The organism is Streptomyces sp. 6-11-2, assembly GCF_006540305.1.
Taxonomy (GTDB): domain Bacteria; phylum Actinomycetota; class Actinomycetes; order Streptomycetales; family Streptomycetaceae; genus Streptomyces.
This window is the reverse complement of sequence record NZ_BJOR01000001.1, coordinates 4,988,235-5,001,546: the sequence shown is the minus strand read 5'-3', so window position 1 is coordinate 5,001,546 and position 13,312 is coordinate 4,988,235. Positions and strand designations below refer to the sequence as shown.

Annotated in this window: 14 protein-coding genes and 1 tRNA gene; 11 read left to right on the top strand and 4 right to left on the bottom strand. The window is 72.7% G+C overall.

Going from position 1 to position 13,312, the window contains the following annotated elements:
* Nucleotides 1–73: 73 nt before the first annotated feature.
* On the bottom strand, nt 74–2,248 hold the full coding sequence (locus TNCT6_RS21975) for an MDR family MFS transporter (RefSeq protein WP_141361299.1): 2,175 nt from the start codon (nt 2,246–2,248) through the stop codon (nt 74–76).
* 957 nt (nt 2,249–3,205) lie between these two features.
* On the opposite strand from TNCT6_RS21975, the gene TNCT6_RS41005 reads away from it, so the two are divergent.
* From TNCT6_RS41005 to TNCT6_RS21945, 4 genes are all read left to right on the top strand, one after another.
* Complete coding sequence (locus TNCT6_RS41005; protein ID WP_253266190.1) at nt 3,206–4,234, top strand: peptidoglycan-binding protein; 1,029 nt, start codon at nt 3,206–3,208, stop codon at nt 4,232–4,234.
* Between the two features lie 259 nt (nt 4,235–4,493).
* A complete protein-coding gene (locus TNCT6_RS41935; protein WP_308789472.1) occupies nt 4,494–4,949 on the top strand; it encodes a LuxR C-terminal-related transcriptional regulator in 456 nt (151 codons plus the stop codon).
* Between the two features lie 16 nt (nt 4,950–4,965).
* Nucleotides 4,966–5,472, top strand: coding sequence for a hypothetical protein (locus tag TNCT6_RS21950; protein ID WP_216372793.1), 507 nt, complete (start codon nt 4,966–4,968; stop codon nt 5,470–5,472).
* Complete coding sequence (locus TNCT6_RS21945) at nt 5,469–6,050, top strand: TlpA disulfide reductase family protein (protein ID WP_141361295.1); 582 nt, start codon at nt 5,469–5,471, stop codon at nt 6,048–6,050. Before TNCT6_RS21950 ends, TNCT6_RS21945 begins: the two co-directional genes overlap by 4 nt.
* A 208-nt stretch (nt 6,051–6,258) precedes the next feature.
* Here TNCT6_RS21945 and TNCT6_RS21940 read toward each other — a convergent pair whose 3' ends face one another.
* Nucleotides 6,259–6,918, bottom strand: a complete 660-nt coding sequence (locus tag TNCT6_RS21940; protein ID WP_141361293.1) for an HAD-IA family hydrolase — start codon at nt 6,916–6,918, stop codon at nt 6,259–6,261.
* 253 nt (nt 6,919–7,171) lie between these two features.
* Entirely contained in the window at nt 7,172–7,750 is a 579-nt protein-coding gene (locus tag TNCT6_RS21935) for a TMEM165/GDT1 family protein (RefSeq protein ID WP_141361291.1), read from the bottom strand.
* A gap of 432 nt (nt 7,751–8,182) precedes the next feature.
* Between TNCT6_RS21935 and TNCT6_RS21930 the strand changes: the two genes are divergently transcribed.
* Entirely contained in the window at nt 8,183–8,836 is a 654-nt protein-coding gene (locus TNCT6_RS21930) for an HNH endonuclease family protein (protein ID WP_141361289.1), read from the top strand.
* 287 nt (nt 8,837–9,123) lie between these two features.
* Nucleotides 9,124–9,705, top strand: a complete 582-nt coding sequence (locus tag TNCT6_RS21925) for a DedA family protein (protein WP_373996245.1) — start codon at nt 9,124–9,126, stop codon at nt 9,703–9,705.
* Nucleotides 9,706–9,772: 67 nt separating this feature from the next.
* Here the strand turns inward: TNCT6_RS21925 and TNCT6_RS21920 are convergent, their stop codons facing one another.
* On the bottom strand, nt 9,773–10,003 hold the full coding sequence (locus TNCT6_RS21920) for a DUF2277 domain-containing protein (RefSeq protein ID WP_141361284.1): 231 nt from the start codon (nt 10,001–10,003) through the stop codon (nt 9,773–9,775).
* 308 nt (nt 10,004–10,311) lie between these two features.
* On the opposite strand from TNCT6_RS21920, the gene TNCT6_RS21915 reads away from it, so the two are divergent.
* The 5 genes from TNCT6_RS21915 (at nt 10,312) to TNCT6_RS21900 (ending at nt 13,306) form a co-directional block, all read left to right on the top strand.
* Nucleotides 10,312–10,674 (top strand): hypothetical protein, encoded by a 363-nt coding sequence (locus TNCT6_RS21915; RefSeq protein ID WP_141361282.1) that lies wholly within the window; start codon nt 10,312–10,314, stop codon nt 10,672–10,674.
* Nucleotides 10,675–10,770: 96 nt separating this feature from the next.
* Nucleotides 10,771–10,842, top strand: a tRNA-Val gene (locus tag TNCT6_RS21910).
* A 200-nt stretch (nt 10,843–11,042) separates the two neighbouring features.
* Nucleotides 11,043–11,813, top strand: coding sequence for a DUF4097 family beta strand repeat-containing protein (locus TNCT6_RS21905; protein WP_141361280.1), 771 nt, complete (start codon nt 11,043–11,045; stop codon nt 11,811–11,813).
* 46 nt (nt 11,814–11,859) lie between these two features.
* The gene (locus TNCT6_RS41715; RefSeq protein WP_301184398.1) at nt 11,860–11,991 is read left to right on the top strand and encodes a hypothetical protein; all 132 of its coding nucleotides are present in this window, start codon (nt 11,860–11,862) and stop codon (nt 11,989–11,991) included.
* A gap of 22 nt (nt 11,992–12,013) precedes the next feature.
* Nucleotides 12,014–13,306 (top strand): hypothetical protein, encoded by a 1,293-nt coding sequence (locus tag TNCT6_RS21900; RefSeq protein WP_253266189.1) that lies wholly within the window; start codon nt 12,014–12,016, stop codon nt 13,304–13,306.
* The last annotated feature ends 6 nt before the right edge of the window (nt 13,307–13,312 follow it).

Below are 13,312 nucleotides of genomic sequence, written 5' to 3'. Positions count from 1 at the left end.
CGGGCCGGCGGCCGAGAACCCCCGGCCGGTGGCTGCCGGCCCCGGAGGGGGCCGGCGGTCACCGGCCGCCGACTCACATCGGGCGGGGAGCCGGCATCCGGCCGTCGTGCGGCCACTCCCGGTCCGGGCGCTCCCGGTCCGGCCGCTCCCGGTCCGACCCGCACAACTCGCCCGTCAGCTCCTTCACCAGCTGCACCAGGTCGGTGGGCCGTTCCGGCCCCCACCAGTCGCCGAGCAGCCCGGCGAGCGACTCCTCCCGGGCGTGCGCCAGACGCTCGGCGGCCTCCAGGCCCCCCTCGGTCAGTACGAGGTCCACGCCGCGACGCTCACCCAGATGCCGCTCCTCGACCTGGCGGGTGGCCCCGATGATCACGCCCAGTGGGATGGTGGTGCGCTCGGCCAGCAGGGCGGGCTCCACCCAGCCGTACTTCTTCATCCGCAGCAGCAGCCAGCTCGCCGCGGGGTCGAGGTCGTAGCCCGCCCGCACGGTGATCTCCCGGTAGACCTCGCGCCGCCCCTCGCGGGTGCCCAGCACGGACAGCGCCCGGCACACCTCGTCGTACGAGGACCGCTCGACCGGGTTGGTCGCGTACGTCTCCGTCACATCGGGGGCCGTGACCGAGCCGCGCAGCCGGTCCTCCTTCAGGAACCAGGCCAGCACGAAGCCGAGGAGGGCGACCGGGGCGGCGTAGAGGAAGACGTCGGTGATCGCGGACGCGTACGCGTGCAGGGCCGCCGGACGCAGCGTGGCCGGCAGGGCGGCGATGCCGCGCGGATCGGACTCCAGGGCGTTCGCCGACCCCCCCGGCGGCAGCGGCACGCCGGTGAAGGCGGCGGTCAGTTTCTCGCCGAGCCGACTGGCGAAGACCGTGCCGAAGATGGCCACGCCGAAGGAGGCACCGATGGAGCGGAAGAAGGTGGCGCCGGAGGTGGCGACGCCGAGGTCCTCGTAGCTGACGGCGTTCTGCACGATGAGGACGAGCACCTGCATGACCAGACCGAGGCCCACGCCGAAGACGAAGAAGCAGGCACTCATCACGGCCGTCGAACTGTGCTCGTCGAGCTGGTGCAGCAGGAGCAGGCCGATCGCGGTGACGGCGGTGCCCACGACGGGGAACACCTTCCAGCGGCCGGTGCGGCTGACGATCTGCCCGGAACCGGTGGAGGCCGACAGCATGCCCACCACCATGGGGAGCATGTGCACACCGGACAGCGTCGGCGAGATGCCCCGCACGACCTGGAGGAACGTCGGCAGGTAGGTCATCGCGCCGAACATGGCGAAGCCGACGATGAAGCTGATGACCGCGGAGAGGGAGAACGTGCGGATGCGGAACAGCTTGAGCGGCAGCACCGGCTCGGCCGCCCTCCCCTCCACGGCCAGGAACGCGAGGACGAGTGCGACGCCCACCACCGCCAGTCCGATGATCTGCGGCGAACCCCAGCCCCAGGTGGTGCCGCCGAGCGAGGCGACCAGCACCAGGCAGGTGGCGACCGAGGCGATGAGGAAGGTGCCGCGGTAGTCGATGACGTGCCGCTGCGACCGGTGCGGGATGCGCAGGGCGGCCGCGATCACGGCGAGGGCGACCATGCCGACGGGCAGGTTGACGTAGAACACCCAGCGCCAGCTCAGGTGCTGGGTGAACAGCCCGCCGAGCAGCGGCCCGAGCACACTGGTCGTGCCGAACACCGCACCGAACAGGCCCTGGTAGCGGCCCCGTTCGCGGGGTGAGACGACATCGCCGACGATCGCCATCGACAGCACGATCAGCCCGCCGCCGCCCAGGCCCTGCAAGGCCCGGAACCCGATCAGCTCGGGCATGTTCCGCGCCATGCCGCACAGCGCGGAACCGATCAGGAAGATCACGATCGCGGCCTGGAAGAGCTTCTTGCGCCCGTACTGGTCACCGAGCTTGCCCCACAGCGGAGTCGCGGCGGTCGACGCCAGCAGATACGCCGTGACCACCCAGGACAGATGCTCCAGGCCGCCGAGGTCGCTGACGATGGTGGGCAGCGCGGTCGACACGATGGTCTGGTCGAGCGCGGCCAGGAGCATGCCGAGGAGCAGCGCGCCGATCGAGACGAGGACGTTGCCCGACACCTGCTCGGGCGGGGCCGCGGGGTCGCCGGGCGGGGGCTGGGGGGCTTGTGGGGGCGGCGGCGACTGCGGCAACTTCGGCGAATTCGGCGACGCGGGCATGGCCGACGACGGCCGGTCGCCGTCGGGGACGTCGCCCGTCGTCCCCGTCATGCCGGTCCTGCCGTGCCCATCGCCGGCCATGGAGTCCTCCCGACGCTCTCGTGACATCTTCCATCGTCATCGGAGTGTCCTGTTATGGCCTGTTGAGTCCTGCCGGAAGCCGCCATTCCGGGGGCCCTTCGGGGAGAAGGTGTGTGGACGATCTGCATAATCCTTGGAGTTCGCACGGGAGGGGACCGACGCGTGGAAGAGCGGAAGGGGCATGCCTGCCCCGAATGCGGGGTGCCCCGGGGCACGGACAACACCCCGTCCTGCGCCTGCGGAAGCCGGGCGTCCGACGCTCTCCGCGACGCCCGAACGGCCGAAGCCGCGGCAGCGGAGGACTTCAATCCGCTGCGGATTCGGCCGTACGTGGACATCGGGGAGACGCCGACGGAGAGCGGCGCGCTGACTGGGGGCGTTCCGACGGGACGCACCCCGGCGGGGAGCACGCCGGCAGGGGGCACCTTGGCGGGGAGCACCCCGGCAGGGGGCACCGCCATGCCGGGGGGCGCCCCGGCTGGGGGCGGCGCGGCCGCAGGGGCCGACGGGGTCGCTGAGGCGATGGGAGTCGCTGGAGCCGCCGGGGTCGTTGGGGTCCCAGGAGCCGCCGGGGCCACCGGGGTCGCTGGGGTCGCTGGACCCGTCGGAGACGCTCAGAGCTCTGGAGCCACCGGAGTCACCGAGGCTTCCGGGGCGATCGGGGCCGCCGGAGCCGCTGTGGCCGCTGGACCCGCCGAGGTCGGTAGGGCCACCGGAACCGCCGGAGTCACTGGAGACGCCAGGACCACCGGGGGCGCCGGATCCGTCGGAGACGCCCGGGTTGCTGGAGCCACCGGAGATGCCAGGGCCGCCCAAGCCACCGGGGCTTCCGGAGTCACGGGAGCCGCTGGGGCCACCCCTGGAACCGCCGGGGCCGCCGGAGCCACCGGTGAGCAGCCACGGCCCCCCTCCCCCGCGGAGGCCACGATGGCCCTGCGGGCCATCCCAGCGGAGGCCGTGTCGGCACGGCAGGCCGCACCCGCTGATGCGCCGACAGGGCAGCAGGGCATCCCCACCGAGTCCTCACCGTCACAGCAGGACACCTCCACCCAGCCGTCGACGACACAGCTGGGCGCCCCCACCCAACCCTCGACGACACAAGAGGGCGCCCCCGCCGAGGCCACGATGGCTCTGCGGGCCATCCCCGCGCAGCCGCCGACCCGCACCACCCCACCCGGCCTGTTCGCACCGCCACCGGGCGCACCGAGCGCGGCCGACGTGAGCCTGTTCGACCCGGCGACGGAGGCGGACCCGGCGACCGCCCCGGAGCCGACCGCCGGCACCGAGAGCCCCAAGGGCCGGGCGGGCAGCCACCGCGGCGGCCGGCGGACCCGCCCCGTCGTCGTACTCGCCGCGTGCGCGGTCGTGGCCACGATCGTGGCGGGGGCCGGGTTCGCGAGCGGGCTGTTCTCCTACGAGTCGCCGGAGCGGGACCATGCCTCCCGTCAGGTGCGGGAGAGCGTGCCGGACGTGTGGGTGGAGACACCCACGGCATCCGCGCCGACGGCCGCCGCGCCGTCGTACGCGTCGTCGGCGCCGACGACGGCGAGCGAGCCGCCGTCGCCCGGCGCGAACGCCTCGCCGTCCGCGTCGGCCTCGGAGTCGGGGACGGGGACGGCGGAGCCGTCGCCGTCCGGATCCCAGGAGGGGAACGCTCCCGGCACGGGGTCGGAGCCGGACGGGCCGACGCAGACCGCGACGACGATGCGCGCCAGCGCCCCGGCGGCCCCCGCCCCGGTACTGCGCCGCGGCGACCAGGGCTCGGAGGTGACGGAACTGCAGACGCGGCTCGCCCAGTTGTTCCTCTACCCGGGGAAGGCGGACGGCGTCTTCGGCCGCCGGCTGGAGAAGTCCGTGCGCGCGTACCAGTGGTCCCGCGGTATCACCGACGACGAACTCGGGGTCTACGGACCGGCGACGAGGGCCCGCCTGGAGTCGGAGACGACGGCACCCTGAGCCTGGGGTGCGGTCGACGGACTGTGATTCTCGACCCGGCGATCCGGCTGGGTCGGGCTGCTGCCGGGCTGACACGTCACACCTGCCTGCCGAGGTGACGGCGTGTGATCTGCGGCGCCTTCGCCCCGGCGGACGCGGTCGGCCGGTCGGGTGGTGACACTGGACACTCCGCCCGTCAACGCCGCTGTTCAGGCACCGCCACAAGGGGCCCATTCCAGGAGCAACTCCCTTTGCCCAATGGAAGGTTGGGGCCTTCGTAATGGCGTGCTCACGAGGTGACCGATGGGTAGGTCGGGATCGGTCCCGGCCGCAACCAGGCCACGGGGGTCTACTGGGAGAAGCCGGGTCAGGGAGGGCCGCCATGACCAAACGGTCCGATGTGGTGAATCCAGCCTGTTCGTACCGGCGCACGGGACACAACCCGGGGTGCGGGGTGTGGAGGCTGGAGAGCCTGACCGGGCGAGAGCGGGAAGTGCTTCTGCCGCTCGGAACGGGCCTGGGCAATCGGGAGTTGGCCCGGGAGCTGGGGATCGCGGAGCGCACGGTGGCGCGGCCTGGGCCGGAGCCGACAACACGCGCGGCTACTGACCCCGCCTCCGACCCCGGGGCCCGTGACCGGGGCCCCTGCCCCTGCCCCTGCCCCTGCCCCGGTCGCCGGGGCACGGGGAGGACAATGATCGGTGAAGCGGGCCGCCGCCGCGCGGGCGGCCCGTGACCAAAGGGGGAATGACGTGACTGTCACCTGGCGCAGCGCCGTGTCCTACGCGCTCACCGTCGTAGCCCTGTCCTGGCTGACCGGGGCGGCCGTGGACCTGGCGTGGACGGCCGCTTCCGGCAGCGGCCTCGGGGGGTGGGCCTCCCTTTGGGTGAGGGACCCGTGGAATGCGGTCTTCGTCGTGGCTGCCACCGCGTCCCTGACTCTGGCCAGGGGTCTGCTGGCCGCGCTGCCGCGCTGGCGCGTGGTCCTGGTCGACGGGTTCGTCTACCTGGTGATGCTGCTGGCCTGCTCGGGGCTGTCGGCGTGGGCCGCCGGCGACGACGCCCCTGCGGACACCGCGTCCATGATGGCGGTCTACGCGCTGTTCACGCTGCAACTCCCCGCGGCGTGGCTGCTGTGCGTGTGGCGGACGGGGCACCTGGAGGTCGTTCTCAGCCGGGCCGGACGGAACGGGACGCACAGCGGCCACAAGAACCACATGGACCACGGGGACGACCAGCGGGACGCGACCGGGCGATGACGACGACCCGACGCCCGTACGCGGCCGTGGTGGTCGTCGCCACCTGTGCGATCCTCGTCGGCTGCTCGACCCCGGACCCGATCGGCGACACCACACCAGGGGAGCAACTCACCAGGACTCCGAAGGAGGGCGAGCGCCCCGCCGCTCCCGACTTCTCCGGCACCTCGCTGGAGGGCGACGAGATCCACCTGTCCGACTACCGAGGCAAGGTCGTGCTGGTCAATGCCTGGGCCTCCTGGTGCGGTCCCTGCCGGGCGGAGGCGCCCGAGTTGAAGAGGATCCAGGAGAAGTGGGGCGGCCGCGGCGTCCAGGTACTGGGGCTCGACAACGACGGCAGCCGAGCCGACGGACTCGCCTTCCAGAGGGAGTTCCGTCCGGGCTACCCGTCCCTGCACGATCCGGCGGGCAAGCAGGCCCTGAGGCTGCCGCACGGCCTGGTGAACACGCAGACGCTCCCGTTCACGATCGTCATCGACCCGGCGGGAAAGGTGGCGGCCACTCGCACGGGACCGGTGACGGAGCCTCAGATCGAGAAGGTCATCGCCCCGCTGCTGGCCGCCACGGGGCACCCTTCCTGAGGGCACGCGGCCGGAACAGCGCACCTGGGGTCTCTCGTTCGGACCGTGCCGGGCTGATCCCGAACGAAAGACCCCCAGTGCCGCGGCAGGCAACGTTTGCCCGTGAAGGAGCGGCGTCCGGTGCGTGCTCCGGGGACCCCTGCTCGAAGAGCCGGGGGGAGCGTGCCGGGCGTCGCGACGGGGCAAACGTTGCCTTCCGCAGCACCAGCTAGGCCACGTGCAACCGGACGCTCCCGTCGCCCACGGCCTCGACCCGCACCTCTGTCAGGTCCCGCACGACCGCGTCCGGCCGGTGGAACCCGGCACGCGGACCGACACCGATCACCCGCATGCCCGCGGCGCGGCCCGCCGCAATGCCCGCCCCGGAGTCCTCGAAGACGACGCAGTCGGCGGGCGCGACACCCAGTTCGGCGGCGCCCTTGAGGAAGCCCTCGGGATCGGGCTTGCTCGCCCCGACGGACTCGGCGGTGACGCGCACGTCGGGCAGGGACAGGCCGGCGGCGGCCATCCGGGCCGTGGACAGGGCCACGTCGGCCGAGGTCACGAGGGCGTGCGGCACCTCGCGCAGCCCCGCGAGGAACTCCGCCGCCCCCGGGATCGGGATCACGCCGTCCATGTCCGAAGTCTCCTCGGCGAGCATGCGCGCGTTCTCGGCGAGGTTCCGCTCCACGGGCCGGTCCGGCAGCAGCAGGGCCATCGAGGCGTGCCCCTGCCGACCGTGGACGACCTTCATCACCTCGTCACCGTCCAGCCCGTGGCTGTCGGCCCAACGGCGCCAGATCCGCTCGACGACGGCGTCGGAATTGACGAGGGTGCCGTCCATGTCCAGCAGGAGGGCGCGGGCGGTGAACACGGCGGTGGCCGTCATCGGCAACTCCAAGACACAGCGAAGGGGGGCGTGGGAGCACGCCCCCGAAGAAACAAGGCGGCCCCGTCCACCGGTCAGGGAAAGCGGACGGGAGCCACTTTGTTTCTCCACGGTACAAAACATCCGGGCATCTGGCCACCACACCCCCGGAGCCGGGGCCGAAGCGGCCGGGCAAAGCGGGGCGCAGGGGCAGAGCCCCGCCGCGGGATCCGGGGCGGAGCCCCAAGGCAGGACCTCCTGACCAAAACCCCCGTCACGCCACCGCCTCCCACAGGCTCCACACCCCCAGCCCCGCCATCAGCAACGCCGCGACCTTCGTGATCAACGCCAGCGGCACCCGCCGCATCAGCGCCTTGCCGCCCACGATGCCCAGCCCCGCCACCGCCCACAGCGCCAGCACCGCCCCCAGCCCCACCGACAGCGGATCGTCGTAACGAGCGGCTAGGTTCGCCGTCATGATCTGCGTGAGGTCACCGAACTCCGCGACCAGGATGAGCATGAAACCCGTCCCCGCGACCTTCCAGAAGGACTGGTCCTCGGGCCGCCGGACGTCCTCCTCACCGTCGTCCTTCTTCAGCAGCAGCATGGCCGCGCCACCGAGGAACAGCACGCCCGTCAGCGCGTGCACGATCCGCTGCGGCAGAAGCGTCAGCACGCTGCCGGCCGCCACGGCCAGCACCACGTGCAGCAGAAACGCGGCGGCGACGCCGGCGAAGACGTACGAGGCCCGGTAGCGCGTACCGAGGACGAGCCCCGCGAGTGCCGTCTTGTCCGGCAACTCCGCGAGGAAGACGACGCCGAAGACGAGCGCCAGGACGCTGAAGGTGATCACTGTTCCTCAATCGGTCGGGGCCACCCCGCCGAGAGTGCTGCGACTGGTGCGACAAGACGCCTCGGCAGGGCAGCACACGGTTCACCCCTGCCGTACGGCACGGGCGTGCACTGCTTACCGAAGGTCTCGCTGGCCGACCTCACTCACGAGGTCCGCCTCCGGGCGCCGGCTCAGCCGAGCTGAGCAGTATGTCGACGGTCCGGCGAAGAGCTACTCCCCTTCCGCGCCCCCATCGTACGCGACCGCCCGCGCGACCCGCCCGGCACCGAGATCCACATCACAGCGAACAGCGAGTCCAGTCGCACCCCTTGCCGTGTCATGCACACGTCACTAACTTCTCACCGCACGCTCACCCGCCCGCAACACTGCGCGGCGAGCATTCCCTCGCCCCCCTGCTCGCACCCAACGCCCCTCACCCCCAAGGGAGTTCGCATGTCCCGCAGGTTCAAGCTCTACGCGCGTCAACGACTCAGCATAGTCGCGGCGATCACCGGACTCATAGCCTCCATAGGCCTGTTGAACGGCCCGACCGCCTCCGCCGCCCTCCCCACCCCCGTCAGCGCGGCCACCGCCCGCACCTACCTCGCCTCGCTCACCGTCGCGACGCCGAACCACACCGGCTACGACCGCGCCCTCTTCCCGCACTGGATCACCATCAGCGGCAAGTGCGACACCCGCGAGACGGTCCTCCAGCGGGACGGCTCGAACGTCGTCACCGACGCCAACTGCGCGGCCGTCAGCGGCAGCTGGAAGTCGGCGTACGACGGCGTCACCTTCACCGTCTCCTCCAGCCTCGACATCGACCACGTCGTTCCGCTCTCCGAGGCCTGGGACTCCGGCGCGAGCAAGTGGACCACCGCCCAGCGCCAGGCGTTCGCCAACGACCTGACCCGCCCCCAGCTGATCGCCGTGTCGGCCAGCTCCAACCGCTCGAAGGGCGACAAGGACCCGGCGCAGTGGATGCCGACCCAGACGTCCTACCACTGCACCTACGTCCGCGCCTGGGTGCAGGTGAAGTACTACTACAACCTCTCCGTCGACACGGCTGAGAAGAGCGCGCTCCAGAACTACCTCGCCGCCTGCTGATCCCCCGGCCCTCCTCACCCGCCTCCGTCGCCCCGTACCGCCGCCGTGCCGTACGGGGCGACGAAGGCCGGCCGGACGGACGCCGAGGCCTCGGTAATCACATCAACCCCCAATGAAACTTCTGTCACACTTCGGCGTACGCTGTATGGCTGTTCAAGGCCGCCCCTGCCGCTCCCGCGCGACACCGCGGCACGGTCCGCGGTTCACGGGGGTGACGGGGGGAGTTCTCGGTGCTGGAGAGTGTGGCGAGGGTGGGGTCACTCATCGGCACTCCATGGATCTACGTCATGGTGGCCGCGTCCGTACTGCTGGATGTGTTCCTGCCGGTCCTGCCCAGCGGCGTGCTGATAGTGACGGCCGCCACGGCGGCGGCCGCGGGCACCGGCGCGGCGACCGGTCACGTCCCGCAGAACGTGCCCGACATCCTGGCCCTGACCCTCTGCGCGGCGACGGCGTCCGTGCTGGGTGACCTCGTCGCCTACCGTCTGGCCCGGCGCGGCGGCGAGCGCCTGGACCGCGCGATCTCCCGCTCCCGGCGGCTGAGCAGGGCGCAGGAACGGCTCGGCGCGGCCCTGTCCCGGGGCGGCGGCGGCGCGCTGGTGGTCCTCGCCCGCTTCGCCCCGGCCGGCCGCTCGGTGGTCTCCTTCAGCGCCGGCGCGGCACACCGCCGGGTCCGGGAGTTCCTGCCCTGGTCCGCGCTGGCGGGCCTGTCCTGGGCCACCTACAGCGTGGCCCTCGGCTACTTCGGCACCCGCTGGCTGGGCGCCGCCTGGCTGGCGACCTGCGTGTCGGTGGCGGCGCTCTTCGCGGCGGGCGCGGGAGCGGCGTACCTGATGCGACGCCCGCTGAAGCCGGCCGAGGCGTCGTAGGACAAGTCCGGCGACGGACGCCGCACCCGGCGCTCCCCATCACCCGCCACTCGGCCCCGCCCGGCCGTCACCCGGCCCTGGACGCCGCCCGCCGCCGCACTTCCAGCCCCGACAGCAGCTCCTGCGTGGCCTGCGCGATCACGTCGACCGCCCGGTCGAAGACCTCCTGGTTGTGCGCGGCAGGCGCCCGGAACCCCGAGACCTTCCGCACGTACTGCAACGCGGCCGCACGGATCTCCTCCTCGGTCGCCTGCTCGGGCAACACGGGCGGGCGCAGTGTCTTGATGCTCCGGCACATGCCCCCAGTGTCAGCACGCCCCGCGCCCACCGCGCAAGCGCCCCGCCGCACCGTCCTCGGGCGGCGACCTGGCCGAGGGCCGGCATCACTCAGTGCGGCACGCCCAGCAGCGCCTGCGGTCGGCGCGCGGGTGTTCACGGTGTTCTCCACGGCCGGGACGGTACGGGCCGTGCCCCGGCCCCGACATCCGCGTTGCTACGTGAGAGCCCCTGCGCGAAAGCCGCTCCCGCCACCCGGAGCGAAGTCGAACACATGAACCCCCCGCATTGCGGTCGCGGGCCAAATTCGAACAGGCGTACCATTGCGGCGTGGCTACGCGCTATGACTTCCCGAGTGACCTCCTCGCCGGTCAGGAGGAGCTGCACCAGGTACGGGCCGAGCTGTCGGCCCTGCTCAAGCGGCTGCCCTGGTCGGTCGAGCCGCTGGACGGGTTCAGCGACGACGGCGGCTGGCGCAAGGTGGAGCGGCCGGCCTCACCGGGCTGGACACCGGACGAGCAGGCCGCGGTCGAAAAGCTCCGCCGCCGCGAGCACGAACTCGCGGTGTTCGTCAGCACCCACCGCTACTGGTCGGAACTGCCCGGCCCGGACGGCGTCAGCGCCCGCAGCCACCTGAAACACACCCACGAGCCCCCGGGGGTCGAGGACGGGAGCCCGCCCTCGACCGCCTGACCCACGCCTCGCTCCTGGCAGCGCCACGGGACGCCGAGGGCCGGGCAACGAGTTTGCGGGACAGCTCCCCCGGCAAGGTAGGCTGTCCACTCGTCCGGGTGCGTAGCTCAGGGGTAGAGCGCCTGCCTTACAAGCAGGATGTCGGCGGTTCGAAACCGTCCGCGCCCACCGGTTGCAGCACGGCCAAGGCCCAGGTCCACGGGTGACACCCCGGAGACCTGGGCCTTCGTCGTGTCAACGGATCGGCGCTGCGGGGGTTTACCCCACCCTCCGTCCGGTAGCCCGCCGGATTCTCCGTGGCGGAGGTTCTTTCTACGGTCTTCACAGAGCCGTGGGGGCTCGTCGTCCGTCGTCAGGGGGAGATCGTCATGTCCCGTTCCGTGCCCGCTCGTGTCGCCGCCGTCGCCGGTGTCCTCGTGGTCCTGGTCGCCACGGCCACGGCCTGCGGGGGCTCCGCCGAGGACGACACCAGCCCCGAGCGGCACTCCTTCGCCCTGCGCGGAGACACCCTGACCGTGGACTCGGACGACTCGGCTCTGGAGATCGTCGCCGCCGGTTCGGCGAAGCCGGGGACCGTGGAGGTCACCCGCTGGTTCCGCGGGTCCGTGCTGGTCGGGAACGATCCGAGGGTGACCTGGTCCATGAGGGACGACCGGCTGGTACTGCGGATGAAGTGCTCGGGGTTCGTCGCCGACTGCTCGGCCAAGCACCGGATCGAGGTTCCGCACGGGGTCGCCGTGAAGGTCGAGGACGGCGACGGCAGCGTACGGGCGCGCGGTTTCAAGGACGCGCTGAGCATCCGTACCGGCGACGGATCCGTGCACGTCACCGACTCCACCGGGCCCCTGGAGCTGCGCTCCGGCGACGGGACCGTACGGGCGGAGGTCTCCTCCCGCCGGGTGCGGGCCACCACCGGCGACGGCTCGGTCCGCCTCGAACTGGCCATCGTGCCGGACCGGGTGGAGACGCATTCCGGGGACGGCTCCATCAGCGTGGTGCTGCCGCACGCCGCGTACCGGGTGACGACGAAGACCGGCGACGGCTCGGTGGACGTCTCCGTGCCCCGGAACGACGCCAGCTCCCACGTGGTGTCCGCGACCACCGGCGACGGAAGGATCACAGTTCGTACGGCTGACTGACCGGCCCGTGTGTTCGTCCGCCGCGAATGGGAGAATGACCGCACGCATGGCGGACCACAGCACGGGAGAGGGATGTGACGGCGACACCGGCGACCCCCGCACAGCCGCACTCGCCGTATGCACGGCCCCGGCCTCGGAGCGCCTGTCCGAGCCCGGCGCGCACCTCGGCCGCCCGTGACGTCCGTGACGTCCTCGTACTGATGGGCCTGCCGGTGCTCGCCCTGCTCGCGCTGCCGGCTGCCTTCGCGGGCGGCGGCACCCGGCGCTGGTTCGGCGGGCGGGCCGAGACCCAGCGGGCCGAGGCGCAGGCCGCCAAGGACGCCGCCGCGGCCGCCTTCTACGAGCTGGACAGCGCCCAGCGCGACCTGCGGATCTCGATCGAGACGATCACGGCCGTCGACGACTCCCCGGACGCCCGCCGCGCGGTCGCCGCCTTCGAGGCGCTGGGACGGCGCATCGACGAGGTCAGTCAGCGTTACATCCAGGCCGTCGACGCCCAGGACCTGGACCGTGACGACCTGGAGGCCTCCGTGGCCTCCCGGGCGCGCGTCGACCTGACCGCCGCCAAGGACGAACTGCTGGGCGTCAAAAGGGAGCTGGACCGTTTCGGCAGTGGCCTCGGTCCGCTGCTCGGCAAGGCGGAGACCCAACTGGCGCGGGTGGCGCCCTCCGTGGAGCGGGCCCGGCAGGCCCTGAGCGCCGCCGCCGGCGCACTCGACGACGTCCGCGGCTCCGGGCTGAGGGCGGACGACCTGGCCGCCCGGCTCGCCGCTCTCTCCCCCGAGCTGACCAGGCTCAACCAGGGCGCGGGGCAGCACGGCGTGCAGCCGACGCTGGAGCGCGCCGAGCGGGTGGCGCGGGAGGCGGAGGCGATCCGGGCGGACGCGGTGCGGCTGCCGGAGCAGGCCGCCGAGATCGATCACCGGCTGGTGTCGCTGCGCACCCGGGCGCAGGCGCTGAGTACGCGCGCCGGGCAGGTGGAGCCGGTGCTCAGCGAGCTGCGGCGACGGTTCACGGTCGCCTGCTGGCAGGACCTGCAACAGGTGCCGGAGCAGGCCGCCGGGAGTGTGCGGGAGGCGGAGGCGAAGCTGCGGGAGGCGCAGTCCGCGCGGGACGCCCAGCGCTGGCCGGACGCGACGGCGCTGCTGTCGACGGTACGGGCGCTGCTGAACACCACCGACGAGGCGGTGTCGGCCGCCGGGGACCGGCTGCGGCGGCTGAATTCGGTGCAGAAGGATCCGCAGGCGGAGGTCGAGCGGACCCGGTTCGCGATCCGGGACGCGCAGCGGCTGGCCATGTCGGGCCGTACGACGCCGGATCCGCGGCACGCCCGCCCGCTGGACGACTCGGTGGGCCGGCTGGAGCGGGCGGTGGCCACGCTGGAGGGCCGCCATCCCGACTACTGGCACTTCCTGACGGAGACCGAGGCGGTCCGGCAGACGGTGGCCGCGGTGGTGTCCCGGATCCGCGAGGAGCGGGGAGCCGGCCACTGACGGCCC

What these genes read in the sequence shown, in the direction of transcription:
- TNCT6_RS21975 (WP_141361299.1), bottom strand. Translation starts at nt 2,248, where the DNA reads ATGACGGGGACGACGGGCGACGTCCCCGACGGCGACCGGCCGTCGTCG.
- TNCT6_RS41005 (WP_253266190.1), top strand. Translation starts at nt 3,206, where the DNA reads ATGGCCCTGCGGGCCATCCCAGCGGAGGCCGTGTCGGCACGGCAGGCC.
- TNCT6_RS41935 (WP_308789472.1), top strand. Translation starts at nt 4,494, where the DNA reads ATGGCGTGCTCACGAGGTGACCGATGGGTAGGTCGGGATCGGTCCCGG.
- TNCT6_RS21945 (WP_141361295.1), top strand. Translation starts at nt 5,469, where the DNA reads ATGACGACGACCCGACGCCCGTACGCGGCCGTGGTGGTCGTCGCCACC.
- TNCT6_RS21940 (WP_141361293.1), bottom strand. Translation starts at nt 6,918, where the DNA reads ATGACGGCCACCGCCGTGTTCACCGCCCGCGCCCTCCTGCTGGACATG.
- TNCT6_RS21930 (WP_141361289.1), top strand. Translation starts at nt 8,183, where the DNA reads ATGTCCCGCAGGTTCAAGCTCTACGCGCGTCAACGACTCAGCATAGTC.
- TNCT6_RS21925 (WP_373996245.1), top strand. Translation starts at nt 9,124, where the DNA reads ATGGTGGCCGCGTCCGTACTGCTGGATGTGTTCCTGCCGGTCCTGCCC.
- TNCT6_RS21920 (WP_141361284.1), bottom strand. Translation starts at nt 10,003, where the DNA reads ATGTGCCGGAGCATCAAGACACTGCGCCCGCCCGTGTTGCCCGAGCAG.
- TNCT6_RS21905 (WP_141361280.1), top strand. Translation starts at nt 11,043, where the DNA reads ATGTCCCGTTCCGTGCCCGCTCGTGTCGCCGCCGTCGCCGGTGTCCTC.
- TNCT6_RS41715 (WP_301184398.1), top strand. Translation starts at nt 11,860, where the DNA reads ATGGCGGACCACAGCACGGGAGAGGGATGTGACGGCGACACCGGCGAC.
- TNCT6_RS21900 (WP_253266189.1), top strand. Translation starts at nt 12,014, where the DNA reads ATGGGCCTGCCGGTGCTCGCCCTGCTCGCGCTGCCGGCTGCCTTCGCG.